Source organism: Dactylosporangium sucinum (assembly GCF_014647515.1).
GTDB classification, from domain to species: Bacteria; Actinomycetota; Actinomycetes; order Mycobacteriales; family Micromonosporaceae; genus Dactylosporangium; species Dactylosporangium sucinum.
Map to the genome: position 1 here is coordinate 15699 of NZ_BMPI01000015.1, position 24114 is coordinate 39812.

At 73.7% G+C, this 24114-nt stretch carries 23 protein-coding genes and 1 pseudogene; 10 read left to right on the top strand and 14 right to left on the bottom strand.

What is annotated here, in order from left to right; all coding sequences use genetic code 11:
* Together IEZ31_RS56640 and IEZ31_RS17150 are read right to left on the bottom strand one after the other, a co-directional pair.
* A pseudogene (locus IEZ31_RS56640) lies at window positions 1-273 on the bottom strand (ABC transporter permease); the annotation flags it as partial.
* The gene (locus IEZ31_RS17150; RefSeq protein ID WP_190250874.1) at window positions 270-1157 is read right to left on the bottom strand and encodes an ABC transporter ATP-binding protein; all 888 of its coding nucleotides are present in this window, start codon (window positions 1155-1157) and stop codon (window positions 270-272) included. The gene IEZ31_RS17150 and the pseudogene IEZ31_RS56640, both read right to left, overlap by 4 nt.
* A 128-nt stretch (window positions 1158-1285) precedes the next feature.
* Here IEZ31_RS17150 and IEZ31_RS17155 point away from each other — a divergent pair, with 128 nt between their 5' ends.
* From IEZ31_RS17155 to IEZ31_RS17175, 5 genes are read left to right on the top strand one after another with little or no spacing between them, the layout of a single operon-like run.
* Window positions 1286-2662 carry a hypothetical protein gene (locus IEZ31_RS17155; protein WP_190250875.1) on the top strand — a complete coding sequence of 459 codons (1377 nt, stop codon included), beginning with the start codon at window positions 1286-1288 and terminating at the stop codon, window positions 2660-2662.
* Window positions 2659-3801, top strand: coding sequence for a sensor histidine kinase (locus IEZ31_RS17160; protein ID WP_190250876.1), 1143 nt, complete (start codon window positions 2659-2661; stop codon window positions 3799-3801). The genes IEZ31_RS17155 and IEZ31_RS17160 overlap by 4 nt, the downstream gene beginning before the upstream one ends.
* Entirely contained in the window at window positions 3798-4241 is a 444-nt protein-coding gene (locus tag IEZ31_RS17165; RefSeq protein WP_190250877.1) for a response regulator, read from the top strand. Before IEZ31_RS17160 ends, IEZ31_RS17165 begins: the two co-directional genes overlap by 4 nt.
* Entirely contained in the window at window positions 4238-6154 is a 1917-nt protein-coding gene (locus tag IEZ31_RS17170; protein ID WP_229835303.1) for a hybrid sensor histidine kinase/response regulator, read from the top strand. Before IEZ31_RS17165 ends, IEZ31_RS17170 begins: the two co-directional genes overlap by 4 nt.
* A gap of 10 nt (window positions 6155-6164) precedes the next feature.
* Entirely contained in the window at window positions 6165-7205 is a 1041-nt protein-coding gene (locus IEZ31_RS17175) for a cytochrome P450 (RefSeq protein WP_190250878.1), read from the top strand.
* A 132-nt stretch (window positions 7206-7337) separates the two neighbouring features.
* Here the strand turns inward: IEZ31_RS17175 and IEZ31_RS17180 are convergent, their stop codons facing one another.
* A complete protein-coding gene (locus IEZ31_RS17180) occupies window positions 7338-8207 on the bottom strand; it encodes an SGNH/GDSL hydrolase family protein (protein WP_190250879.1) in 870 nt (289 codons plus the stop codon).
* A 198-nt stretch (window positions 8208-8405) separates the two neighbouring features.
* Window positions 8406-8891, bottom strand: a complete 486-nt coding sequence (locus IEZ31_RS17185) for a hypothetical protein (RefSeq protein WP_190250880.1) — start codon at window positions 8889-8891, stop codon at window positions 8406-8408.
* A gap of 139 nt (window positions 8892-9030) precedes the next feature.
* Here IEZ31_RS17185 and IEZ31_RS17190 point away from each other — a divergent pair, with 139 nt between their 5' ends.
* A complete protein-coding gene (locus IEZ31_RS17190; protein WP_190250881.1) occupies window positions 9031-9777 on the top strand; it encodes a Calx-beta domain-containing protein in 747 nt (248 codons plus the stop codon).
* Here IEZ31_RS17190 and IEZ31_RS17195 read toward each other — a convergent pair.
* A complete protein-coding gene (locus IEZ31_RS17195; protein ID WP_190250882.1) occupies window positions 9723-12689 on the bottom strand; it encodes an AfsR/SARP family transcriptional regulator in 2967 nt (988 codons plus the stop codon). The two genes, IEZ31_RS17190 and IEZ31_RS17195, sit on opposite strands and share 55 nt — an antisense overlap.
* A gap of 229 nt (window positions 12690-12918) precedes the next feature.
* Between IEZ31_RS17195 and IEZ31_RS17200 the strand changes: the two genes are divergently transcribed.
* Genes IEZ31_RS17200 through IEZ31_RS17210 form a run of 3 tightly spaced genes read left to right on the top strand, consistent with a single transcriptional unit; the run spans window position 12919 to window position 15238 of the window.
* Window positions 12919-14214: a sensor histidine kinase gene (locus IEZ31_RS17200; protein WP_190250883.1), complete on the top strand. Its 1296-nt coding sequence runs from the start codon at window positions 12919-12921 to the stop codon at window positions 14212-14214.
* Between the two features lie 37 nt (window positions 14215-14251).
* Window positions 14252-14731, top strand: a complete 480-nt coding sequence (locus IEZ31_RS17205) for a roadblock/LC7 domain-containing protein (RefSeq protein ID WP_190250884.1) — start codon at window positions 14252-14254, stop codon at window positions 14729-14731.
* 18 nt (window positions 14732-14749) lie between these two features.
* Window positions 14750-15238, top strand: coding sequence for a DUF742 domain-containing protein (locus IEZ31_RS17210; protein ID WP_229835306.1), 489 nt, complete (start codon window positions 14750-14752; stop codon window positions 15236-15238).
* 2 nt (window positions 15239-15240) lie between these two features.
* Here IEZ31_RS17210 and IEZ31_RS17215 read toward each other — a convergent pair whose 3' ends face one another.
* From IEZ31_RS17215 to IEZ31_RS17235, 5 genes are all read right to left on the bottom strand, one after another.
* The gene (locus tag IEZ31_RS17215) at window positions 15241-15699 is read right to left on the bottom strand and encodes an SRPBCC family protein (protein ID WP_190250885.1); all 459 of its coding nucleotides are present in this window, start codon (window positions 15697-15699) and stop codon (window positions 15241-15243) included.
* 20 nt (window positions 15700-15719) lie between these two features.
* Window positions 15720-16157 (bottom strand): hypothetical protein, encoded by a 438-nt coding sequence (locus IEZ31_RS17220; RefSeq protein ID WP_190250886.1) that lies wholly within the window; start codon window positions 16155-16157, stop codon window positions 15720-15722.
* A gap of 101 nt (window positions 16158-16258) precedes the next feature.
* Window positions 16259-16537, bottom strand: coding sequence for a GlsB/YeaQ/YmgE family stress response membrane protein (locus IEZ31_RS17225; protein ID WP_190250887.1), 279 nt, complete (start codon window positions 16535-16537; stop codon window positions 16259-16261).
* 71 nt (window positions 16538-16608) lie between these two features.
* Window positions 16609-17145, bottom strand: coding sequence for a DUF6886 family protein (locus IEZ31_RS17230; RefSeq protein ID WP_190250888.1), 537 nt, complete (start codon window positions 17143-17145; stop codon window positions 16609-16611).
* On the bottom strand, window positions 17135-17905 hold the full coding sequence (locus IEZ31_RS17235) for a PIG-L deacetylase family protein (RefSeq protein WP_190250889.1): 771 nt from the start codon (window positions 17903-17905) through the stop codon (window positions 17135-17137). Before IEZ31_RS17235 ends, IEZ31_RS17230 begins: the two co-directional genes overlap by 11 nt.
* Before the next feature lie 29 nt (window positions 17906-17934).
* On the opposite strand from IEZ31_RS17235, the gene IEZ31_RS17240 reads away from it, so the two are divergent.
* Window positions 17935-18843, top strand: a complete 909-nt coding sequence (locus tag IEZ31_RS17240) for an alpha/beta hydrolase (protein ID WP_190250890.1) — start codon at window positions 17935-17937, stop codon at window positions 18841-18843.
* A 3-nt stretch (window positions 18844-18846) separates the two neighbouring features.
* Here the strand turns inward: IEZ31_RS17240 and ctaD are convergent, their stop codons facing one another.
* From ctaD to IEZ31_RS17260, 4 genes are all read right to left on the bottom strand, one after another.
* The gene (gene ctaD / locus IEZ31_RS17245) at window positions 18847-20613 is read right to left on the bottom strand and encodes an aa3-type cytochrome oxidase subunit I (protein WP_229835308.1); all 1767 of its coding nucleotides are present in this window, start codon (window positions 20611-20613) and stop codon (window positions 18847-18849) included.
* An 86-nt stretch (window positions 20614-20699) separates the two neighbouring features.
* Window positions 20700-21398: a hypothetical protein gene (locus tag IEZ31_RS17250; RefSeq protein WP_190250891.1), complete on the bottom strand. Its 699-nt coding sequence runs from the start codon at window positions 21396-21398 to the stop codon at window positions 20700-20702.
* A 16-nt stretch (window positions 21399-21414) separates the two neighbouring features.
* A complete protein-coding gene (locus tag IEZ31_RS17255) occupies window positions 21415-22215 on the bottom strand; it encodes an SDR family NAD(P)-dependent oxidoreductase (RefSeq protein ID WP_190250892.1) in 801 nt (266 codons plus the stop codon).
* 442 nt (window positions 22216-22657) lie between these two features.
* Window positions 22658-24079 (bottom strand): WGR domain-containing protein, encoded by a 1422-nt coding sequence (locus tag IEZ31_RS17260; protein WP_190250893.1) that lies wholly within the window; start codon window positions 24077-24079, stop codon window positions 22658-22660.
* Window positions 24080-24114 lie beyond the last annotated feature (35 nt).

Below are 24114 nucleotides of genomic sequence, written 5' to 3' on the forward strand. Positions count from 1 at the left end.
GTCGGTGAGCTCGCCGGTGCGCAGCCGCTTGAGGACCAGTTCCTCGCGGCGGGCGACGTACGTGGTCACCAGGTTGTAGTACAGGACCGCGACGAGCACCAGGGCGAGCATCCCGGAGACGAGCCGCGCGTTGAAGTCCGGGTCTGCGTCGCGGACGGCGCCGGCGGTGACCGCGACGAGCGGGACGGGCAGCACGGCCGCGTTGAACAGCGCCATCCGGTTGCGCAGCAGGAGCAGCAGCTCGGCCCGGCCGAGCGCGACGAGCCGCCTCATCGGGGCTCACCCGCGATCGACAGGAAGACCTCTTCCAGCGACGCCGAGCGGGCGTCGAGCCCGGCCAGCTCGACGCCGCCGTGGTCGGCCCAGGTCAGCAGCGTCAGCAACGCCGGTTGCAGCGTATCGGTCTGCACCACGACCCGGCCACGCTCACGGACCGCAGCGCCCGGGAGCGTCGGCGGCTCGACACCGGCCGGCAGGCCGAACGTGATGCGGGACGGATGCGCGGCGACCACCTCCCGGACCGTCCCGGCGGCGACGACCGTGCCGCGGTGCATGATGGCCAGCCGATCGGCCAACTCCTCCGCCTCCTCCAGGTAGTGGGTGCTCAGCAGCACGGTGACCCCGTCGCGGACCAGCCCGCGCAGCAGGTTCCAGGCGTCGCGGCGGCTCTGCGGGTCGAGGCCCGTCGTCGGCTCGTCGAGGACGAGGACCTCGGGCCGGCCGAGGATGGCCAGGGCCAGGTCGAGCCGGCGCCGCTCGCCGCCGGAGAGCTGCCGGACGCGCACGCCGGCCCGGTGGTCGAGCCCGGCGAGCGTGAGCGCCTCGGGCACCGGCCGCGGCGCGGTGAGCGTGCCGGCCCACATCCGGGCCACCTCGACCACGGTGAGGTCGCCGGGGAAGCCGGCGTCCTGCAGCATGACCCCGGTCCGCGGGCGCACCCGCGAGCGCCGGGCGACCGGGTCGTGGCCGAGGATCCGCACGGTGCCGCCGCTGGGCCGGGCCAGCCCCTCGACGAGCTCCAGCGTGGAGGTCTTCCCGGCGCCGTTGGTGCCCAGGAGGGCGAACAGCTCGCCCCGCTCGACGCTGAACGACACGTCCCGCACGGCGCTGAAGTCGCCGTAGCGCCGGCTCAGCCCGTACACCTCGATGACAGCCATGCGAAGCAGTCTGGTCACGCCGGGAGCGCGCCAGCAGTGCCGCCGCGCACCGGTTTCGATGGCCCCGTCACGCCCGGACGATGACAGATGTCACCCGCGACCACTACGGAACGTGTTAGTTTCGGATCATGGACACGGCGCGACACGAGCTCGGCGCCGACGTGGGACGCACCGCTGCCGTGGACCGGTGGGTCGCCGGGCCGATGACCGCGCTGAACCGGGACATCCTCGCGGGCCGCACCCCCGCCGGCGCGTTCCCCGCGGCCGTGGCCCGCGTGCTCGCACCCGAGCTCGACGTGCCCGAGCGGTACGACGAGGGCGACGCCCGGCGGCTGTTGGTGCTGCTGGGACTGGTGGGGGCCGGCCTCGGGCGGCACTTCCAGGAGTCCGGCCCGGCGCACCGCGACGAGCCCGAGCGGGCCTTCGCGCTCGGCCTCGGGCCCGGCCCGATCCCGTTCCTGGAGTACTTCACCCGCCTCGCCGAGCACAGCGGCACCGGCCACCCGCCGCGCGACGCGTACGCCTCGCTGACCCGGTGGAACCTCCCGCCGACCGAGGTGCGGTGGGCCGGCGCCCCGCTGACCGGGCTACCGAGCGTGTTCGACGACGGGCTGCTGCGCACGTACACCGGGGCCGTCGACGAGGTCCGCTTCTTCGAGCTGATCAAGCTCTCCGAGTCGATCGAGCGGGCGGTGAACCTGGCCCTCGCGCCGATCGCCGGCGGCGGGGTCGACCCGTTCGGCGCCGACGCGCTGCACCGGCTGGGCGTCGCCACGCTGCTGCTGGAGGGGATGCGGCGGCTGAACTCCGGCTTCGCCAAGCTGCCGCCGGCCGAGGGGCTCACGCCCGGGCACTTCATGGACGTCTTCCGGCAGTTCGCGGTGCACTGGCGGCCCGGCGATCTGCCGCCGAGCGGCGCGTTCGACCCGGAGTCGCTGGAGCGCGACCTGCTGCTCGGCACCGCCGACGACGACTACCGCAAGCACCTGCTGCGGCTCGGCCCGGGGCTGCTGGAGCACGAGCGGCAGCGGCTGGCGCTGGTCGCGCAGTGGCCGTCGCTGCCCGACCTGTTGCTGGCGCGGTGCGGGGTGCCCGATGGGCTCGGCGAGGCGTCCCCGGAGCGGCTGCGGGCGCTCCTCGGGCGGTTCCCGGTGCTGGCCGCGCTGCACCTGGTGCTGCAGGCGCACGCGCGGATGTCCGGGGTGCACCTGATGCTGAGCAAGAAGTACCTCTTCAACCCCCAGCGGGAGCGCGACCACACCGGGCACGGCGACCCGGGCGTGGTGTCGAACCGCCGGGGCACGACCGGGATGGACGAGACGGCGCTGGAGCGGCTGACGCGGGCCCGGCAGCGCCACGCCTTGGCCGCGCTGCGCGGGCTGCCGACGGTGGACCTGGAGGTACTGGCCGGCGTCGCCGCCCTGCGCGCGGACGCGCCCGAGGACCTGTCGGCGGTGGCGGCCTTCAGCGGTCCCGCAGCGTCGTCGAGGCGGCGGACACCGTGAGCGCCCGCACGGCGCGCCAGCCGCCCGGCCACGACCCGCGGGTCGGGCCGGACCAGCTCCTCGCGCTCATCGACAACACCTCCGCCGTCATCTACATGCGCGACCTCGACGGCAGGTACATGCTGGTCAACCGGGAGTACGAGCGGCTGTTCAACGTCTCCCGGGACACCATCGTCGGCCTCACCGACCACGACCTCTTCCCGGCCCCGATCGCGGCCGCGTTCCGGGCCAACGACCTGCAGGCGGCCGAGCGGGGGCGGCCGGTGTCGATGGAGGAGACCGCGCCCGGCGACGACGGCCCGCACACCTACATCACCGTGAAGTTCCCGCTCATCGACGCGCACGGCCGGGCGTACGCCGTCTGCGGCATCTCGACCGACATCACCGACCGGATCCGGGCCGAGGAGCGGGTCCGCCAGCTCAACGCCGAGCTGGAGGACCGGGTCCGGCAGCGCACCGCCGAGCTGGAGGCCTCGACGCGGGAGCTGGACGCGTTCGCCTACTCGGTGTCGCACGACCTGCGGGCCCCGCTGCGCTCGCTCGACGGCTACGCGCAGCTGCTCGTGGAGGACTACGCCGACCGGCTCGACGAGGACGGCCGCGAGTACCTCGCCCGCCTGCAGGCCAACGTCGCCCGCATGGGCCAGATGATCGACGACCTGCTCGACCTGTCCCGCGCGACCCGCACCGAGCTGCGCCGCAGCCGGGTCGACCTGACCGGCCTGGCCGAGCAGGTGACCGAGGAGCTGCGCGACGTCGAACCCGCGCGCGAGGTGCACGTGCGGATCGCGCCCGGGCTCACCGCGGCCGGCGACCCGGACCTGGTCCGGCTGGTGCTGCAGAACCTGGTCGGCAACGCCTGGAAGTTCACCTCCCACCGTCCGGATGCCGTCATCGAGGTGTACCGCGAGGAGCCGGGCGTCACCGTCGTGCGCGACAACGGCGCCGGCTTCGACATGCGGTTCGCCGGGAAGCTGTTCGAGCCGTTCCAGCGGCTGCACTCGGCGAGCGAGTTCGAGGGCACCGGCATCGGGCTCGCGATCGTGCACCGCATCGTGAGCCGGCACGGCGGCCGGATCTGGGCGGAGGGCACGGTCGGCGAGGGCGCGGTGTTCCGCTTCACGCTGGAGGCGTCGTGAACGAGGGCGTCATCCTGATCGTCGACGACAACCCGGACGACGTCGCCTTCACCCGCCGGGCCCTCACCAAGAACCAGGTCACCAACCGGGTGGTGGTCGCGCACGACGGCGCCGAGGCGCTCGACCTGCTGCTGCCGCCGGACGGCGCCGCGCCGCTGCAGCCGGCGCTGGTGCTGCTGGACATGAAGCTGCCGAAGTACGACGGGCGTGAGGTACTGCAGCGGCTGCGCGCCGACCCGGCGACGCAGGCCCTGCCGGTGGTCGTCCTCACCACGTCGAGCGAGGAGCGTGACATCGTGGAGAGCTACCGGCTCGGCGCGAACAGCTACGTGCGCAAGCCCGTCGCCTTCGCCGAGTTCGTGGCGGCGACCGACGTGCTCAGCCGCTACTGGCTCGCGGTCAACGAGCCGGTGCCGGCCCGGCCCGGGCGCCACCCGTGATCCGCCTGCTGCTCGTCGAGGACGACGACGAGGACGCCCGGCTCATCGTCACCCGGCTGCGCCGCGGCGGGATCGACGTCGACGTCGACACGGTGCTCAGCGCCGGCCAGCTGCGCGCGTCGCTCGCCGCGGCCCGGCCCGACGTAGTGATCTCCGACTACAACCTGCCGGCGTTCAGCGCGGAGGAGGCGCTGCGGATCCTGCGGGACGCGCGCTGCGACGCCCCGTTCCTGCTGGTGTCGGGGCAGGTCGGCGAGGAGCGCGCGACGGCGCTCATGAAGGCGGGCGCGTCCGACTTCATCCTCAAGGATCGCATGGGGCGGTTGGTTCCGGCGGTACAGCGGGAGCTGCGCGACGCCGAGGAGCGCCGCGCGCTGCGGTCCGCCGAGGCGGCGCTGCGGGCCAGCGAGGAGCGCTTCCGCCTGCTGGCCGAGCACTCGATCGACGGGATCTTCCGGTACCGCCTGCGCCCGGACCGCGCGCTGGAGTACGTGAGCCCGGCCGTCACGGCGATCGCCGGCTACCGGCCGTCGGAGCTCTACGCCGACCCGACGCTGCTGGCCGCCACGGTCGCCCCGGAGGACCGGCCGGCGCTGGAGGCGGCCTTCACCGAGCCGCAGTCGAACCCGGTCATCCTGCGCGGCCGGCACCGCGACGGCCACCAGCTGTGGATCGAGCTGCGGACCCGGCTCGTGCGCGACCCCTCCGGCGCCACGGTGGCGGTCGAGGGCGTGCTGCGGGACGTGACCGAGCAGCGGGCCGCCGAGCTGGAGCGGCAGCGGCTCGACCACCAGCTGCGCCAGACCGAGCGGCTGGACTCGCTCGGCCGGCTGGCCGGCGGGGTCGCGCACGACTTCAACAACCTGCTCGCGGTGATCATCGCCTACGCCGCCGACGTCGGGGCCGACCTGGGGCCGGAGCACCCGTGCCAGCCGGACGTGGAGCGGATCACCCGCGCCGCCGAGCGGGCCGCGGCGCTGACCCGCCAGCTGCTCATCTTCAGCCGGCTGGAGCCCTCGCGGCCCGAGGTGCTCGACGTGAACCAGGTGGTCGCCGACACCGAGCACCTGCTGCACCGCACGATCGGCGAGGACATCACGTTCTCCAGCGAGCTGGCGGCCGGGCTGCCGCCGGTGGTCATCGACCGCAGCAAGTTCGAGCAGATCGTGGTGAACCTGGTGGTGAACGCCCGGGCCGCGATGCCGTCCGGCGGCCGGCTCACGATCACCACCCGCTCGTCCGGGAACGGCCGGGTCGAGCTCATCGTCAGCGACACCGGTGTCGGGATGACGCCGGAGGTGGCGAGCCGCGCCTTCGAGCCGTTCTTCACCACCAAGGGGCCGGCGGACGGCACCGGGCTCGGGCTGGCGACCGCCTACGGCGTGGTGACCGAGGCGGGCGGGGACATCGGCATCGACACGGTGCCCGGCCGGGGCACGACGATGACCGTGACCCTGCCCGAGGCGGGCCGGCCGGCGGTGGTGTCCGCGCTGGACGCGCCCGGCTCCGCGTCGGCGGCGGCCGGGGCGCGGCACGTGGTCGTCGTCGAGGACGACGCGGACGTGCGCGACATCGTGGTGCGGATCCTGTCCCGGGCCGGGTACGTCGTCACGGCGCCGTCGTCGTCGGCCGCCGCGCTGGAGATCTGCACGGCCCCCGGCTCGACCGTCGACGGGGTGATCACCGACGTGATCATGCCGGAGATCACCGGGCCGCGGCTCGCCGAGGCGATCCACGCCGTCCGGCCGGAGCTGCCGGTGCTGTTCATCTCGGGGTACACGGCGGGAAACCTGCCCGGCGGGCACCGGCTCGCCGACGACACGCCGCTGCTGTCCAAGCCGTTCACCGCGGACCAGCTGCGGCACGCGGTGGCCGACCTGCTGAGCCGGGCCCGGGATCCGTCGCGTGCGTAGACTCCGGTGAATGCATCGCATCGCGCTGCCGGACGGGTCGCCGGCCTGGCTCGTGACCCGCTACGAGGACGTCCGCGCCGGGCTCGCCGACCCTCGGCTCTCGCTCGACAAGCGCCACTCCGGCGGCGGCTGGTCGGGGTTCTCGCTGCCGCCCCGGCTGGACGCCAACCTGCTGAACATGGACGACCCCGACCACGCCCGGATCCGCCGCGTGGTGGCACCGGCGTTCAGCCCGCGCCGGGTGCTGGCGCTGCGGCCGGCGCTGGCGTCCCTCGCCGGCTCCTTCACCTTCGACGGCCCCTTCGACGTGGTCGCCGACTACGCGACGCCGCTGTCGATCGCCGTCATCGGCGAGCTGCTGGGGGTCGCCGGCGCCGACGTGGAGCGGCTGCGCGGCTCGACCACGGCGCTGATGGCCGGGGCGCCGGACGCGGCGGCGGCGATCGAGGGGTTCCTCGTCGAGCTGATCGCGCGTCGCCGGGGCGCTCCGGGCGACGACCTGCTCTCGGCGATGATCGCGGCGCCGCTGTCCTCCGACGAGCTGACCTCGCTCGCGTTCCTGACGATCTTCGCGGGGTACGAGAACTCGATCAACCTGATCGCGAACTGCCTGCTGCTGTTGCTGCAGCGCCCGGCGCTGCTCGCCGAGGCCCGGGCCGACGAGGAGCTGCTGCGGGCCGCGGTGGACGAGACGCTGCGCTTCGAGCCGCCGGCGCCGGTGTCGATCCGGCGGTTCGCCACGACGGACCTGGTCTTCGGCGACGTGACGGTGCCGAAGGGCGCGACGGTGCTGCTGGGGATCGCGGCCGCGAACCGGGATCCGGCGGTGGTCGAGGATCCCGACGAGTTCCGGCTGCGCCGGCCGAGCGCGCCGCACCTGGCGCTGGGGCACGGGCCGCACCACTGCCTGGGTGCGGCGCTGGCGGTGGTGACGGCGACGGAGGCGGTCGGCTCGCTGCTGGCCCGGCACCCCGGCCTGACGCTGCGGTCCTCGCAGTGGCGCCCGTCGTTTCGGACCCGGTCGATCGAGTCGCTGCTCGTCGAGCCCTGATCCTCCGGAGCCCTGAAACTACGGGGCCCTGAAATTATGGAGACCGGCATCCACGGGGGAAGATGCCGGTCTCACTGATCACTGTAAGGCCTTGGCGCCGGAAGTGCCAGACTGGTTTTCGCCAGGTTTTCGTCAGGCCGTTGCTTGCGCGGTGACCGGGCCGGCCATGCCCTGCTCGCCCGCGGCGTTGGGGTGGAACGGCGCGGCGGCGTTCTCCGGGACGAGCCCCTCGACCCAGCGCGTGCTCTTGCCCTTGCAGACGTCGTGCCCGACCGACGGCGCGTAGGTGTCGGCATAGCGGGCGCCGTTGGCGGCGGCGGCCTGGGCGAGCATGCTGTTGAGGGCCTTGGCGGTGCCGCGCAGGTACGGCACGTCACCGAAGGCGAACGGCACGACCGGCCAGCATCCGTTGCCGGAGTCGGGGATGATGGCCGGGTAGCCGACGACGACGATCCTCGCGTTCGGGGCCTTCGCCCGGACCGCCTGGATCACCGCCGCCACCTTGGGCGCGGTCGCGGCGATGCGCGCCTGCAGCTGGTCGGCCCCGCCGGCCGTGTAGCGGTTCTTGCAGGGCGACCCGAACGGGTTGCCGATCCCGTCCTGCGCGCAGGTCGTGACGATCGACGAGAATCCGATGTCGTTCCCGCCGATCCCGACGGTGACGAGCGCGGTGCCGGCGGTGACCGCGGCGATCTGGGCCGGGACGGGCAGCCCGAGCGTTCCCGAGCCGGCGTTGAGGATGTCGCCGGTGGTGGCCCCGCCGCAGCTCACGTCGACGAGGCTGAGCGAGGTGACGGCGCCGGCGACGAGGTGCGGGTAGTTGCGGCTGGAGCGGACGCAGTTGAGGTCGATCTGGTCGGAGATGAGCGGCCCGGAGGTGTACGAGTCGCCCAGCGCCACGTACCGCCCGGACGGCGCGGCCGCCGCCGCGGGCGAGGCGGCGGCTCCAACGGCCGCGACGGCGACGACAACGACGGCGACGTGGACACGAAGAGGGTTCATGGGGCCCCTTTCGCCTGGGTGCGGGGATGCGATTGTGCGCCATCGAGCGAAGCTCGTCAATGGGTTCCGGTTTCTGTCGTACCCGGGCGGCAGCATGCGGACAGTCCCGCCGTCACGGGACGGCGGGACTCGGTGCCCGTGCCGCTCGGCGCGGGCCGGGGAGGGGCCGCGCCGAGCGTGATCACCGGTGGGCCGGGCTCAGAAGCCCTCGCTGAGCACCGCGAACGTGCGGTTCACGCCCGTGGAGACGGCGACGTTGCCGTTCCAGCCGCAATACCAGGTGGGGGTGGCGCCGGCCGGGATCGAGCCCTCGTTGTCGGCGCACAGCAGCACCAGGGAGTGGGAGTTGGTGTCCGTGAAGACCGCGGTGTTGGTGCTCGTGTCGTAGTCGCCGTACGAGCTCGACCACAGGCCGTTGTTCTGCCAGTGGTAGCTCGCCCGCCAGCCGATCCGGTTCGCCTGGTAGTCGGTCGTCTCGGTGTTGTTGTTGTTGCAGGTGTTCGTCCGGGGCGTCGCGGTCGCGTACGTGACGCCCGCGATCGTGAGCCGGCCGGTCTCCGGGCGGTTCTCCGCGATGCAGCGGGCGTGTGCGGTGCCGGCGAAACCGGCCTGCACCACGATCATCGTGCCGGCGAGCGACATCGTCGCGAGTGCCGCGCGCAGGCCTTTCGATCTGGTGGACATCCTGGTCCTCCTTCGGTGTGACGTTGGTGCGGCCAGGGAACGGCACCGCGGTTGCCGGGCCGTTGTGATCGCCACAACCGCGCCGCAACAGGGCGGCGCTACAACCGGGCGGACACAGACGTGCGAGAAGGAGGTTCCCGTGATCAGATACGCCGCGGCGGTCGTGCTGGGGCTCGCGTTGGTGGCCGGGGCGGCGGCACCAGCGACGGCGGTGCCGCCCGCGCCCCCGTCCGGCTGCTCGGCCCGCTCGGTCGTGGTCGTCGACGCGGAGGTGCGGGAGTTCAACCCGCCGGCCCGGCCGTCGCTGGTCTTCACCGTCTCGGCCCTCGGGTGCGCGGCCGGCAGCATCGACTGGCGGACCACGAGCGCCGGGACACCGCCGGCCACCGCGGGCGTCGACTACACCGCCGCGACCGGGACACTGTTCTGGGCGCCCGGTGACCCGCCGGACCGGCAGGTGGCCGTCGAGGTGATCGGCGACTTCCAGAAGGAGCCCGACGAGCGGCTCACGCTGGAGCTGCTCAACCCGGTCGGGCCGACGATCGTCGACGGCACCGCGACCGGCACGATCCTCGACGACGACCTCGGCTTCACCATCCTCCACCCGGACAGCGAGCCCGACTGCGACCGGATCGACTGGACGTGCGACCTGTGGGTGCTCTCCTCGCAGAAGGTCCCGGTCGCCACGAACGTCTCCTGGATGACCGTCAACGGCACCGCGACCGGGGGCGACGACTTCGTGCCCGTGCCCGGGGGCACCGTCGTGATCCCCGCCGGGTCGAACAAGGCCAAGCTCACCGTGCACCTGTTGCCGGGCGCGGCCGGGTACTTCTACGTGCGGATCACCGGCGGCGCCGAGGCGACGGTGACCATCCCGTCGACCTGAAGCCGCGCGACCAGGCCGGCCGCGAGCGTGCGGTGGCGGTCCGCCGCCGCGGCCCGGCCGGTCCGCTCGGCGAGCGCGGCGAGGTTGCCGTGCAGGCACGCCTCCTCATAGGGGTCGGGCACGCCGGCGCGCAGGTCCCCGCTCGCGCGGAGCAGCTCGCCGGCCGCCGCGACGTCGCCCAGGCGCAGCCGCGCCTCGCCGAGCCGGTTGAGGATGCGCGCCTCGGCGTGCCGGTGGCCGAGCCGCCGGCTGACCGCGAGCGCCGCGGTGAACCGCTCGACGGCCTCGGCCGCAGCGTCCATCGCCAGGGCCGTGAGTCCCAGGTTGACCAGGGCATCCATCTCGTACCGCAGGTCGCCGATCGCCCGGCTCACGGTCAACGCCCCGTCGAAGCAGGCCCGCGCCGCGCCGAACGACCCCTGGCGCAGGTGGGCCTCGCCGAGGCTGTCCAACGCGCCCGCCTCCAGCCGCCGGTAGCCGATCTCCCGGCTCGCGGCCAGCGCCGCCTCCAGGTGCTCGAAGCTGCGCTCGACCCGGTCCATGCGGATGTACGTGTAGCCGAGGTTGCGCCGGGCCGCGACGGCGCCGTGCCGGTTGCCGGTCGCCGTGTGCAGCCGCAGTGACAGCCGGTAGGCGGCGATCGCGGCCGGAAAGCGGCGCAGCTCGGCGTTGGCGCCGCCGATGTTGTTGTACACGTAGGCGAGGCCCCGCTCGTCGCCGAGCTCGCGCAGCAGGGCCAGGGCACGCAGGTGGCTGGCGAGGGCCGGCTCCAGGCGGTAGGTCGCGCGGTACGCCACCCCGAGCGCGCGGTGCATCTCGGCCTCGACCGCCCGGTCGCCGAGCCGGCGGGCGGCGGCGATCGCGGGCCGGCACATGTCGACGCGCTCCGACCAGTTGCCCCGGGCGCCGAAGAAGCCGCTCAGCAGGTAGGTGAGCTGGCAGGCCGCCGCCTCCTGGCCGGTCTGCGCCGCGTGGCGGACCAGCACCGGCAGGTTCGGCAGCTCCGCCTCCAGGAACGCCAGGGCCGCCGCCCGGGTGGGGCCGAACGGCACGGGCGGCGCCGGGTGCCGCAGGACCGGCGCGATGCGATCCTGGCTGCTGTCCAGCACCTGGTTCGCCGCGTGGGCGGACACGAGGTACCAATCCATGATCAGCTCGGCCGTCGTGGCCCGCTCCCGCTCGTCCGTGCGGCCGCGGCCGTAGGCGCGGATCAGGTCGTGCATGCGGCACCGCCCCGGCGCCGGCTGCATCACCAGGTGCGCGGCCGTCAGCTCGGCCAGGCCCGCGGCCGGGGCCAGCGCCGAGCACAGCGCGGCGGCCACGTGCGGGCCGGGGTGCAGGCTGAGCCGGCGGAACAGCTGGCGGGCCGGCGGGGACAGCGTGCGGTACGCGCTGTCGAACACCGCGGCCACGCTGCGCGCGTCGTCCTCGACGCCGAGGTGGGCCAGCCGGTCCCGCTCCAGCTCGCCGGCCGACGCGGCGATGCTTCGGCCGGGCTCGGTGACGAGCTTCGCGGCCGCGATGCGCAGGGCGAGCGGCATCCGGCCGCACAGCGACACCAGCCGCTCGGCGGCCGCCGCCTCGCGGGCCACCCGGTCGGCGCCGACCACCCGGGTCAGCAGGCGCGCGGCGTCCTCCCGGCCGAGCACGTCCAGCGCGACCGCGCGGACCTCGGCGTGGGTGACCAGCGCCGGGAGCTGGTGGCGGCTGGTGACGAGCAGCAGGCTCGCCCCGGCGCCGGGCAGCGCCGGCGTCACCTGGTCGGTGCGGCCGGCGTCGTCGAGGACGACGAGCATGCGGCGACCGGCGAGCAGCGTGCGGTACGTCGCGATCCGCTCGCTGAGGTCGTGCGGCATCCGGTCGTCGGGCACGCCGAGGCAGCGCAGCAGGACCGCCGCCACCTCCGCCGGGGACAGCGCGGTCGCCGGGTCGTGGCCCCGGAGGTCGACGAAGAGCTGGCCGTCGCCGAACCGCTCCGCGACCCGGTGCGCCCACTGCACGGCCAGGGCCGTCTTGCCGATCCCGCCGTGGCCGCGGACGAGCACGACGCCCGTCTCGGCGGCGGCCTCGTCGAGCGCCCGCAGCTCGGCGGCCCGGCCGGTGAACCAGCCGACCGGCGGCGGCAGCTGGGCCGGCCGGGTCACGGCCGGCAGCTGCAGGAGGTCCCGGTGCTGCCGCTCGCCGCGCAGCAGCGCGGTGTGCAGCTCGCTCAGCTCCGGCGAGGGGTCGACGCCGAGCTCCTCGGCGAGGGCCTCGCGCAGCCGGCGGTACGCCTCGAGGGCCTCGGCCGTCCGGCCGCACCGGGCCAGCGCGAGCATGTGCAGCCCGGCCACGCGCTCCTGCAGCGGCTCGGCGGCGACCAGCCGCTCCGCCTCGGTGAGCGCCTCCGCGGACCGCCCGGCGGCCAGCAGCGCCTCGCACCGGTCGGCGAGCGCAGCCCGCCGCAGCCGTTCGAGGCGCTCGGCCTCGGCGGCGACCCACCCCGCCGGGTCGGCGTCGGCGAGCGCCGGCCCGCGCCACAGGTCGAGGGCCTCGCGCAGCACCGCCGCCGGATCTTGAGCACCGCTGTGGACCGTCTCGACGGCCCGCTCGAACCGGGCCGCGTCGACATCGGCCGGGTCGACGCACAGTGCGTACCCTGGCTCGCGCGTCTGCACCACGCCGTCGAGCCCGCACCGGCTCAGCGCCTGCCGCAGCCGCGCGACGTGGCTGTGCAACGATCGGAGCGCGGTGCGCGGCGGCTCCTCGCCCCACAGCGCCTCGACGAGCCGCCAGGTCGGCACCACCGCGCCGGGTTGCAGGGCGAGCGCGCCGACCAGCGCCCGGTGCCGCCCGCCGGTCAGCTCGGCCCGCCCGTGCGGCCCGACGACCTCGACGGCGCCCAGGATGCCGACCACGCTCCTCGATGCCATGGGACACCCTAGGCCGCCGCCCGGCGCCGCCGGTGTCTGATTTCAGCGGTTGATCAGTGCGGTTGCCGCCGCTTCGGTACCGTCCCGCGGGTTCCGCCGGGCCGCCCCGCTACGAACAGTTCCGGTGTCCAGCACCCAGCGCAGCGGCGCCGGACACCGCATAAACGGGGCTGGATGGGCCGATCCAGCCCCGGTAGGTTGGCGGCATGCCGACGATCGAGGCCGCCCCGTGAACCTCCGCCGCTGGCTCCTCGTCCGGCGCCGGGGCGGCGACGGCACGGCCGAGCTCCTGCTCCGCCTGCACCGCCGCAACCAGGCGCTGCTGCACCGGCAGCTGGCCGTGCTCGACGGGCTCGAACGGCGCGTGGACGACGCGGGCGATCTCGGCGACCTGTTCCGCGCCGACCACCTGGCCGCGCAGGTGCGCCGCAACGCCGAGCGGGCGATCCTGCTGGCCGGCGAGCGTCCCGGCCGGCGGTGGTCGCGTCCGGTGCCGCTGGTCGACGTGGCCCGGTCGGCCACCGCGTCGGTCGAGCGCATGGCCGTCGTGCTGGTGACCGTGCCGGACGGCGCCCGGCTCGCCGGCCCGGCCGTCGCCGACGTGCTGCACCTGCTGACCGAGCTGATCGAGAACGCGACCCGGGCCGGCCCCGAGGACGGCACGGTCTGGGTGACCGGGGCGCAGGGCCCCGACCGGTATCGGCTGACCGTCCGCGACCAGGGCAACGGGATGACGCCGAAGGACCTGGCGGCCGCCCGCGACGCGCTCGCCCACCCCTTCCGCCGGTTCGATCCGGACCGCGCCGGCCTGCGGCTGGCGGGACGGCTGGCCCGCCCGCACGGCGTCGAGATCGACCTGGAAGAATCTTCGCGGGGCGGGACGATCGCGCAGGTCCGCATCCCCCTGACCTTGATCCTCACCACTGACGATGCATCACCTCCGTCCACGGACGCCCTGCGGGGGCCGGGCGCCCGGGCGGGGGCAGGCCCTTCGGCGGGGCCGGACGCTCTGCGGGACCCAGGCTCCCTGGCGGGCCCGGGCGCTCCGAACGAGCCGGGCGCCACACGGCGTCCGGACTCCTCGGCGGCCCCGGGCACCCCGGGGCCGCCGGTCGCGGCGGAGGGGCCGGGCTCTCCGCCGGGTCTGGGCGTTCCACGGCTGCTGGGCGTGCTGGAAGGGCCGGGCTCCTACTACGGGCCGGACCTTCCCGAGGCGCCCGGCGCCACCGACGGTCCGGGGCGGGCCGACGAGGCGGCCGGGGCGCTGCCCGTGCGGACTCCGCGCGGGGTGTCGTCGGCGACGGCCGGGCTGGTGCGCCGGCAGCAGGACGGGATCAAGGACGGGGCGGGCAGCGGCGCGGTCGACCGCACGGCCCGGTTCCGGGAGCGCCTCGCCAAGCGCGGCGCGGCCTCCTCCGCCGGGCCGCTCGGCCGGTTGTCCACTGTGGACCCCGCAGTGGGCTCGGTCGTGGGCACCGCGGAAGACGGCACCGCGGGCTCGGGTGGGGACGACGCGCACGCGTAGGAGGACGATGATGACGCGACCGGCATCGGCGCCGGCCATGGCTGACCTGCACCGGCTGCTCGACGACCTCGTGAGTGAGGTGCCGGGCACCGAGGTGGCGGTCCTGCTGTCGACCGACGGGCTGCCGCTGGCCGCGTCGCGGGAGGTGAACCGCGACGCCGGCGAGCTCGTCGCGGCGGCCGCCGCGGGCCTGCACGCGCTTGCGGTCGTGGCGGGATCCAGCATCCACGGCGGCACCACGCTGCGCACCATCGTCGAGATGGAACACGTCCTGCTGGCGATCGAGCCGGCCGGCGACAGCGCGGTCCTCGCGGTCGCCTTCAGCGGCGCCCCCGACCCGGCCTCGGTCAACGGGCCGGTCACGGCCGCCGCCAGCCAAGCCGCCAAGGCCCTCGCCGCCGTCCACGCCGCCCGTCGCGCCAACGCCCCCGACGCCGCGGACCCCGCCGCACCGGGCACCAAGCACCGCGCGGGCCGGCACGCGCGGGCCGACGACGACGCGTTCGCCACGGGATGACGACATGATGGGCGCGGGATGACCACGATGCCGCACGACCTGGCCGACGAGGTCTGGACCGACGTGGACGCCGGGCCCCTCGTCCGGCTCTACGCGCTGACCCGCGGCCGGGTCGCCCCGGCGACCGAGGGTCTCGACGTCGCCGCGCTGGTCACCACCAGCCCGGCGCCGGCCGCGAGCGAGACCGGCGTCTCGCCGGAGCAGCGGGAGATCCTGCGGCTCTGCGTCCGGCCGGTCTCGGTCGCCGAGGTCGCCGCGCACCTCGGGGTGCCGCTCGGCGCGGCCCGGGTGCTGCTCGCCGACCTGCGCGAGCACGGCCTGGTCAGGGCCGGACACGTCAGGGCCGGACACGTCAGTGCGGGGCTGGCCGGAGCAGGGCTGGCCGGAGCAGGGCTGGCCGGTGCGGGGCTGGCCGGTGCGGGGCTGGCCGGAGCGGACAGCGACGCCGCGGACGAGCCGTCGGAGCAACTGCTCGGCAAGGTCCTGAGCGGGCTGCTGGACCTCTGAGGTCAGCCGGCCTCGACCAGCGCCGCCAGGTTGTCGAGCGCCATGCGGGTGCCGAGCTCGTTGTCGGCGGCCGGCACGGCGTCGGGGAGGTTCTCGTGGTGCATCGTCACCTCGGTGCCCCCGCCGGAGTCGCGCAGCGAGGTGGTCAGCGTCATCGCCCCGCCCAGCGCCGGGTCGGCCGCCTCGAACTCGAACACCTCGACGACCTGCTCGCCGGGCACCAGGCGGACGAAGTGACCGTGGTAGGTGTCGGTGTGCGCCCCCGACTTCCCGGTCTCGTCACCGGCGGTGTAGGTGAGCGACACGCGGAAGCGGCCGCCCTCGCGCGCCTCGAACTCGTGGACCTCGCTGGTCATGTTCGTGGGCACCCGCCACCGCGCGATCGCGTCCGGGTCGAGCAGCGCCCGGTAGACCGCCTCCCGCGGGGCATTGACGTGCCGCGACACCGTCGTCGAGTACATACGGCGATCCTAGTCCAGCCTCAGCCGACGACGATGACGAGCGCCTCGTCGTCGCCCAGCGCGGCGATGCGGTCACGCAGGATGGCGATCGTGTCCCAGGCCGCCGCGGCGGAGTCCCGCTCGTCGGTCCGCAGCCCGGCCTCGACGAACGCCGAGTGGAAGAGCGCGCCGGGGAAGGCATCCGGGTCGAGCCGCGGCAGGTAGCGCCGGTGCTCGGTGGTCACGACGGTGTAGAAGGTGTCGTCGTCAGGACCGCCGATCGGCTCGTCGTGGCCGTTGCCCGACAGCGAGATGCCCTGGTCCTCCAGCACGTCGAGCACGACGAGGACGACGAAGCCCGACCAGCCGTAGCCCGAGGCCACCTCCTGGCCGTGCTCGGCGAGCACGCGGGCCGGCTCGCGCACGAAGTCGGGGAGCAACTTGGTGTTGAGGACGCCGAAGGACGCAGTGACCGACATAGCGTCGTACCGTACCTGGAACCCGCACCGCCCAGGTATCGAAGGGGGTGCGGATGCGACGAACCCCCGGCCGGTGGGGCCGGGGGTCGTCGTCGATGCCGTTAGAGTGCGCGCCGGCCGCGGCCGGAGAAGCCGGCCACCAGGGCCACGCCGACAGCGGCGAGGAGCACCTGGACCAGCAGCTCACCCCAGTCGACGCCCGGAGTGTCCGTCGAGATGCCGATGGCGTTGGCCAGGACCGTGCCCAGCAGCGCCGCGATGATGCCCACGACCATGGTCAGCAGGATCGACATGTGCTGCCGGCCGGGAACCACCAGCCGACCGAGCGCACCGACGATGATACCGACGATCAGCGCCGTGATGATTCCGGTGACAGTCACTGTTCCTCCTCGAGCCCTACCGGAATGTCCGTCGATTCGATGGTTCCCGTGGTGGCTCGGATCGAAACACGCTACGGCCGGGGAAGCGCGTTGCGGAGGCGGATGCCGCTGAACTCGACGGTGCTCGCCACCACCATGTCCCACCATGGCCACAGGTTGGGCAGCACGCGCAGCTGGATGCCGGCCGCGGCGTGGCACGCGAACAGGTCGCCGACCGGCTCCGCCGGGCCGAGCGGGGTCACCGGCTCGGTCGCGACGTGGGCGTGCGGGTCGGGGCCGGGGAACGGGGCGAAGACGGCGGCCGGGAAGCGGTACGCGTAGAGCCGCACCGTGCGCATCGCCTCCAGCCAGCCGTACTCGATCACGTGCACGCGGTCGCCGCAGCCGGCGCCGATGATCCGGTCGCGGTCCGCAGGGGTCGTGCCCGGACCGGCCCACGCCAGGCCGCGCGGGCACTGGCGTGGGAACCAGTAGTCGGGCGCGCGGGCGGCGTCGACCGCCCAGACGTACGCCTCCGGCTGCTGCGCCGTCGCGGCGACGTGCGGCGCGAAGCGCGTGATCGTCGGGTCCTCGGAGAAGTGCAGGACCTCGCCGGGCTCAGGCAGCACCGTCCGTCACCCACGGCGGCGGGCCGGTGAAGGCCAGCATGTGCACGTCGAACAGCACGGCCGCCTCGACGCCCAGCGCCGGGCCGGCCTGCCGGGCCATCCAGGTCAGGAACGGGCCGGGCTCGGGGCCGCCGCCACCGAGGCCCTTGGTGTACTCCGCGTGCGCCTCCAGCGAGCGGATCCCCGCCAGCAGCGGCTCGCCGGTCACATCGACGCCGTGCGTGGGCACGTTCGCGCCGGCGAACGCGACCAGCCGCACGCCGCCCCACGGCTCCAGGCCCTCGTCGGCCAGCTCGGGGAAGATCCAGCGGTTGCCGGCGTCGCGCGCGGCGTCGAGCGCGGCCAGCCCGACGGCGCGGTGGTCGGCCTGGTTGGTCATCCCGCCGGCGAAGCGGAGCTCGAACGAGCCGCTCACCATGATCTCCGGCCGGTGCCTGCGGATCGCGCGCACAATGTCGCGGCGAAGGTCGTTGCCGTACTCCACGACGCCGTCGCGGTGGTCGAGGAACTCCACGACGTCGACGCCGACCTCACGGGCGCCGGCGCGCTCCTCCTGCTCGCGCAGCGGTGCGGCCTGGTCGGGGTGCAGCCCGTCGATGCCGGCCTCGCCGCGGGTCGCCAGCAGGTAGGTCACCGTCTTGCCCTGCGCGGTCCACTTCGCGACGGCGGCGGCGGTGCCGTATTCGATGTCGTCAGGGTGCGCGGCCACGGCGAGACAGCGGTCCCAGTCCTCCGGCAGCGGCGGCAGTGGTTGGGTCATGGCGATCACGCTACGCGATACTGGGCGGTATGGACCCGACCCGCCTGCACCCCCAGGCGCGCGCCGCGCTCGGCGCGCAGCCGCGCGAGCCGCTCACCGTCGCCAATCTCGCGGCCGTGCGGCAGAGCATGGTGGCGGCGGTCCCCGACGAGGTCGGGCTCGTCCCGGCGCCCGGCACCGTGGTCGACGTGGACGCGAACGGCGTTCCTGCTCGCCTTTTCCGCGACGGTACCGCCGGAGCCTCCCCCGTCATCCTCTATGCCCACGGCGGCGGATGGGCCCTCGGCGACCTCGACACGCACGACGGCCTCTGCCGGGCGCTGGCGGCCGAGACCGGCTGGTCGGTCCTGGCGGTGCACTACCGCCGCGCCCCCGAGCACCCGTTCCCGGCCGCACCGGACGACCTCGACACGGCCCTGACCTGGCTGCGCGACCACGGCGCCGCCCACGGCGTGGACCCCGCCCCGACGGCCGTCGCCGGCGACTCCGCCGGCGGTCACCTGGCGACGGTGGCGGCCCGGCGGGCCCGTGACGCCGGCCGTCCCCTGGCCGCGCAGCTGCTGATCTGCCCCGTCGTCGACCCGGCCCAGGACTATCCCGACCTGGACGACTACGGCCTGCACCGCGACGAGATGCGCTTCTTCTGGGACGCGTACGCCCCGCCGGGCGTGGACCGCGCGGTGCCGGACCTGTCGCCGCACCTGGCCGACCTCGCCGGCCTGCCGCCGACCGTGATCGTCACCGCCGAGCTGGACATCCTGCGGCCCGAGGCCGAGCGCTACGCCGCGGCCCTGTCGGCGGCCGGGGTGCCGGTGATCAGCGCCTGCTACCAGGGCATGGTCCACAACTTCCCGCGCAAGCTGGCCCTGTTCGACGCCGCCCACGCCGCCCTGGCCCAGCTCGGCGCGGCCCTGCGCCACTGGGTGCCGGTGGCCTGAGGGTCAGTCCTCCCGCTCGTCTCGCTCCGCCTGGTCCGCGTCGACCGCCTTCTGGTCGGACTCGGCGGTCAGCGGGCGGGCGCCGCCCTCCGGCGGGCCCTTGCGAGCCCCGCCGCCGGCCGCCAGGTGGGGAAACTTGGCGTCGAACGCCGGCCGCTCGGAGCGGATGCGCGGCATGCTGTCGAAGTTGCGCAGCGGCGGCGGGCTGCTCGTGGCCCACTCCAGCGAGTTGCCGTACCCCCACGGGTCGTCGACCATCACGACGCGGCCGGCCTTGTACGAGATCCACATGTTGTACAGGAACGGGATCGTCGACGCGCCGAGGATGAACGACCCGATCGTGGAGACCGTGTTCAGCGTGGTGAAGCCGTCGGTCGGCAGGTAGTCGGCGTAGCGGCGGGGCATCCCCTGCGTGCCCAGCCAGTGCTGCACCAGGAACGTGGTGTGGAAGCCGACGAAGGTGAGCCAGAAGTGCAGCCGGCCCAGGCGCTCGTCGAGCATCCGGCCGAACATCTTCGGGAACCAGAAGTACACCCCGGCGTACACGGCGAACACGATCGTGCCGAAGAGCACGTAGTGGAAGTGGGCCACGACGAAGTACGTGTCGGTGACGTGGAAGTCGATCGGCGGACTGGCCAGCAACACCCCCGACAGCCCGCCGAGCAGGAACGTCACCAGGAAGCCGATCGCGAACAGCATCGGGGTCTCGAACGTCAGCTGGCCGCGCCACATCGTGCCGGTCCAGTTGAAGAACTTCATGCCCGTCGGGATCGCGATGAGGAAGCTGAGGAAGCTGAAGAACGGCAGCAGCACCTGGCCGGTGCCGAACATGTGGTGGGCCCAGACGCTCATCGACAGGGCACCGATCGCGATCGTGGCGCCGACCATGCCCTTGTAGCCGTAGACGGGCTTGCGACTGAAGACCGGGATGACCTCGGTGATGATGCCGAAGAACGGCAGCGCCACGATGTAGACCTCGGGGTGGCCGAAGAACCAGAACAGGTGCTGCCAGAGCAGCGCGCCGCCGGTCTCGGGGACGAAGACCTGCGCGCCGAGCTTGCGGTCGGCCAGCAGTACCAGAAGCGCCGCCGCGAGCAGGGGGAACACCATGAGGACCATCAGGGCGGTGATCAGGATGTTCCAGACGAAGATGGGCAGCCGGAACATGGTCATCCCCGGCGCACGCAGCGTGATGATCGTGGTGGTGATGTTGACGGCGCCCAGGATCGTGCCGAGGCCGGACAGCACCAGGCCGACGATCCACAGGTCGGCGCCGACGCCGGGCGAGTCCGTGACGCTGTTGAGCGGTGCGTAGGCGAACCAGCCGAAGTCCGCCGCGCCGTTCGGGGTGATGAAGCCGGCCACGACGAGCCCGCCGCCGAGCAGGTACAGCCAGTAGGCGAGCGCGTTGAGCCGCGGGAAGGCGACGTCGGGCGCGCCGATCTGCAGCGGCACGATGAAGTTGGCGAACGCGAACACGATCGGCGTCGCGAACAGCAGCAGCATGACCGTGCCGTGGATGGTGAACAGCTGGTTGTACTGCTCCGGCGACAGGAACTGCAGGCCGGGCCGGGCCAGCTCGGCCCGCATGAGCAGGGCCATCACGCCGGCCGCGATGAAGAAGACGAAGGACGTGAACAGGTACAGGATGCCGACCTGCTTCGCGTCGGTCGTGCGGAGCAGCCGGCCCAGCGCGGTGCCCGGCAGCGGGCGCCGGACCGGGCCGGGCCGCGTCGGGACCGGCCCTGGCAGCGGCTTCGTCGTGGTCACTGGGTGTTCCCCTCGCACGCGGGTGATGTAGCGGCGTGCCGCCTACCCGAATGCGACGCGGTGAAACGTCAGCTTCCGCCGACGGTCTACACGCGCTTCCTGGCCTTCTTCGCGACGACCTCGACCTCGCGCTCGGCCTCGTCGGCGGCGCCGCGGCGGCGGAGCATGGCGAAGCCGGGGATGCCGATGATCGCCTGGCGCAGGTCGCGCGTGACCTCGAGCAGCTCGTGGATGTCGGGGCCGGCCCGGTCGAGCGAGGCGAGGATCGGCAGGACGTCGGTGTTGAGGTGGTGCGCGAGCTTCGGCAGCTCGTCGATCATGTGGATCGCCGCGTCGACCTCCTCGGGCGACAGCTCCTCGACGAACCGCCGCAGCCCCGGCTCATAGGCGACGATGAGCTGCGCCGCCGTGCCCGCCGTCTGCCCGGCCTGGGTGACCACGGCGCCGGCCTCGGCGGCGGTCTGCCGCGCCTGCGTCACGAGGGCCGCGGCCTCCGCCGACGTCTGCGCCGAGTGCGTCACGATCGCGTCGACGCGCTGGGTGAGGTCGACCGCCCGGTCGACGATCGCGGTCGCTCGCTCGGTCGCGGCCCGGGCGTCCTCCACGGCCTGCTGCGCGGCGTCGAGCGTGGTGGTGGCCCGCGCCAGCAGCACCTCTACGCCGTCGACGATCCGCACCACGCGCCCGGGCAGCGCCGCCACGCTGGCGGCGACCCCGACCGCCCTCCCCGCGGTGGAGAAGGCAAGGTCGACGATCTCGGACGGAAGCGGCAACGACAGTCGCACCCGTCCATTGTGCCCATCAGGAGACGTCGATACCGTATCGGGCACCAAGATCCGCAACGTGCCAGCCCCGCCCGCTCATGGCCAGCACGTCCGCGTCCGCGGCGACGGCCACGACAGCCCGCCCAACCCCTTCGGGCGACTGAGAGTTTTCCATATCAAGATATTCGGCGAACTGCATGACCCCTTCGGTCCGCACCAGCCCGGGATAGAGCGAGACGGAAGCGACCCCGTGGCGCTTGAGCGCCTCGGCCACGGCGAGGGCTAGCCGATCATCGGCCGTCTTGGCAACGCTGTACGCCACGGGCTGCCGCAGGTCATGCACCGCCCCGACCTCCATCGACACGGTCACCACCAGCCCGCCGGGCCGGTGCAGCAGCAGCGGCACGCACTTCGCCGTGGTCACGTAGTGCGCCCGCACGCCGGCCCCGAACATGGCATCCCACAGTTCGAGGGGCTGCTCCCAGAACGGCAGGTTCCACTCCTCCCACCCTCCGGCGTTGAGCCGCTCGTACCCACCCCAGACGTTGTTGACGAGCAGGTCCAGCCGGCCGGCCTCCCGCCCGATCCGCCGCACGAGCTCGTCGACCTGCGCGTCGTCCCAGTGGTCGCAGACGACCGCGCGCCCGGCTCCCCCGACCCGATCGACGGCCCGGGCCACGTCCTCGACGGTCCCGGGCAGATGCCCGCTGGTCCCACCCGCATCGGACGACCGCCCGGTGATCCAGACCTCCCACCCGGCGTGCCCGAGCGCCGTGGCGATCCCCCGCCCAACCCCGCGACTCCCACCGGTAACCAACGCCACGCGACGTCCCGTCATGCCCAGCACGCTACGCCCCGGACCCCGCACCGTCCCGTGATCGATGGCGAGTTCCGGCTGCCATGACAGCCAGACGTCTCCATCGATCATGCAACTGAGGGTAGATCGACCAACGTCTAAGGGATGACCGGCCGACCGCGGCGAGACGTAGGCCCGCGCTACTGGCGGCGGGCGAGACGGCGACGCCTTCCTGTTCGAACGGCAGCAGCCCAGGCAAGGCAACAACAACCGCCACCGGCACCACGACACAGCCAGCGACCCGGACCCGCACGGGCCGGGCCACCGGCACCACAACAGCCAGCGACTCGAACCCGCACGGGCCGGGCCACCGGCGCCACAACGCGGCGAGCGGCCCGGACCCGCCGAGTTCGGACCGCTGGCGGCGGCACGGGCTCGGGCGGGCCCGGGCCGCTCGCGCGGCGCGGACCTGTACGTGCCGCGGTCAGACCAGGCGGCGGATCTCGCCGTGCGTGCGGTAGAAGCCGCCGCGGGCGGACTCGCGGATGCCCGTCACGACGTAGCGGGCGCCGGGCTCGCGGACGTTCTTCGGGAACTGGACCTGCCAGTCCTGGTGGTAGCCGGACGTGACCACGCGGATCCGGAGGCGGCCGCCCTGCTCCACGCACTCGAGGACGACGCCGTCGGCCGGGTCGGAGATCTCCTCCACCGCAGCGGACGGAGCCACCGACTCCATCGCGCGCGGGGCCTTCACGTCGACGTACTCCGGCACGACGCCCTGCTCGGCCGCGCGCACGGCCTCCTCGCTCGCGTCGATGCAGGCCAGCGAGCCGTCCGTGGTGACGATGTAGAGCTTCTCGTCGTGATACTGCATCGAGTAGGCGCTGCCGCAGCCCGTGCCCAGCTTCCAGAGGCGGTTGCCCGCGGCGTCGAAGCAGTAGACCGAGGAGTGGTAGTCGCCGGCGAAGACGTAGCGGCCGTCGGGGGACGTGGCGTTGGAGAAGATGGTGGCGTCGCAGCGGTAGGTGACGCCCTTCGAGCCGTCCTTGCCGAAGGACAGCACCGAGTTGGAGGACATGCCCGCATAGAGCATGTCGCGCTCCTGCCAGCCGAAGAGCACGGCGCCCGGGGTGGGCTGGTGCCAGCGCTCGGCGCCGGTGCGCCAGTCGTAGCTGGTCACGCCCTTGCTGTGGCCGTGGTGGACGGCCGTGGCGTCGCAGCGGACCATCCAGCCGCTCTGGCCCTTGCTCTTCTTGCGCCAGAGGAACTCGTCCTCGTGGTCGATGGCGCAGACGCCGCCCTTGTCGTCGGAGACGCCCAGCACGCCGTCGTGGATGTCGAGCCAGTAGATGTCGATGTCGGAGGCGATCGCGTAGGCCAGCCGCGGGACCTTGCCGGTCAGGTCGTAGACGTTGCCGTCGTCGCAGCCCGCGTAGATCCACTGGTCGTCGGCGACGATGCACTTGACGCCGTCGGGCAGCTGGAACTGCCGCTCGACCGTCGCGTCGTGCTTGAGCACGGTGATCGTGCCCTTCTCGTTGCCGACCATGCACACGTCGTCGTTGATGAAGATGCCGAACGCGGGGGCGCCCGACCGGTATTTCCACAGGACCGGCGCCATCTTCGCCGTCGACCGCTGGCTCTGGATCTGCCGCCGGGTCACCGACCGCGCCGCCCGCTGCCCCTGCACGGCCGGCGCATAACCCTTGCGGACCTTCTCACCGATCTTCTTCTGCGCGTCGGCCTGCGCCTTCGCCTCGTCGGCATAGGACGTCGTCTTGCTCTGGCCGCCGTCGCCGATCCGCCCGTATCGAATCGTCATCTCGTTGCCGTCAACGGTGACCTCGTAGAACTTGTGCGCGCTCCCGGCATCCTCGGACAGTTCGAGATACGTCGTCTGGGGCATCGGTCGACAAACCTTCCTAGAGGGGGATCGAAGGG

Coding starts and splice junctions, on each gene's coding strand:
- IEZ31_RS17150 (WP_190250874.1), bottom strand. CDS start 1,157: ATGGCTGTCATCGAGGTGTACGGGCTGAGCCGGCGCTACGGCGACTTC.
- IEZ31_RS17155 (WP_190250875.1), top strand. CDS start 1,286: ATGGACACGGCGCGACACGAGCTCGGCGCCGACGTGGGACGCACCGCT.
- IEZ31_RS17175 (WP_190250878.1), top strand. CDS start 6,165: ATGCATCGCATCGCGCTGCCGGACGGGTCGCCGGCCTGGCTCGTGACC.
- IEZ31_RS17180 (WP_190250879.1), bottom strand. CDS start 8,207: ATGAACCCTCTTCGTGTCCACGTCGCCGTCGTTGTCGTCGCCGTCGCG.
- IEZ31_RS17185 (WP_190250880.1), bottom strand. CDS start 8,891: ATGTCCACCAGATCGAAAGGCCTGCGCGCGGCACTCGCGACGATGTCG.
- IEZ31_RS17195 (WP_190250882.1), bottom strand. CDS start 12,689: ATGGCATCGAGGAGCGTGGTCGGCATCCTGGGCGCCGTCGAGGTCGTC.
- IEZ31_RS17205 (WP_190250884.1), top strand. CDS start 14,252: ATGGCTGACCTGCACCGGCTGCTCGACGACCTCGTGAGTGAGGTGCCG.
- IEZ31_RS17210 (WP_229835306.1), top strand. CDS start 14,750: ATGACCACGATGCCGCACGACCTGGCCGACGAGGTCTGGACCGACGTG.
- IEZ31_RS17215 (WP_190250885.1), bottom strand. CDS start 15,699: ATGTACTCGACGACGGTGTCGCGGCACGTCAATGCCCCGCGGGAGGCG.
- IEZ31_RS17220 (WP_190250886.1), bottom strand. CDS start 16,157: ATGTCGGTCACTGCGTCCTTCGGCGTCCTCAACACCAAGTTGCTCCCC.
- IEZ31_RS17235 (WP_190250889.1), bottom strand. CDS start 17,905: ATGACCCAACCACTGCCGCCGCTGCCGGAGGACTGGGACCGCTGTCTC.
- IEZ31_RS17240 (WP_190250890.1), top strand. CDS start 17,935: ATGGACCCGACCCGCCTGCACCCCCAGGCGCGCGCCGCGCTCGGCGCG.
- IEZ31_RS17255 (WP_190250892.1), bottom strand. CDS start 22,215: ATGACGGGACGTCGCGTGGCGTTGGTTACCGGTGGGAGTCGCGGGGTT.
- IEZ31_RS17260 (WP_190250893.1), bottom strand. CDS start 24,079: ATGCCCCAGACGACGTATCTCGAACTGTCCGAGGATGCCGGGAGCGCG.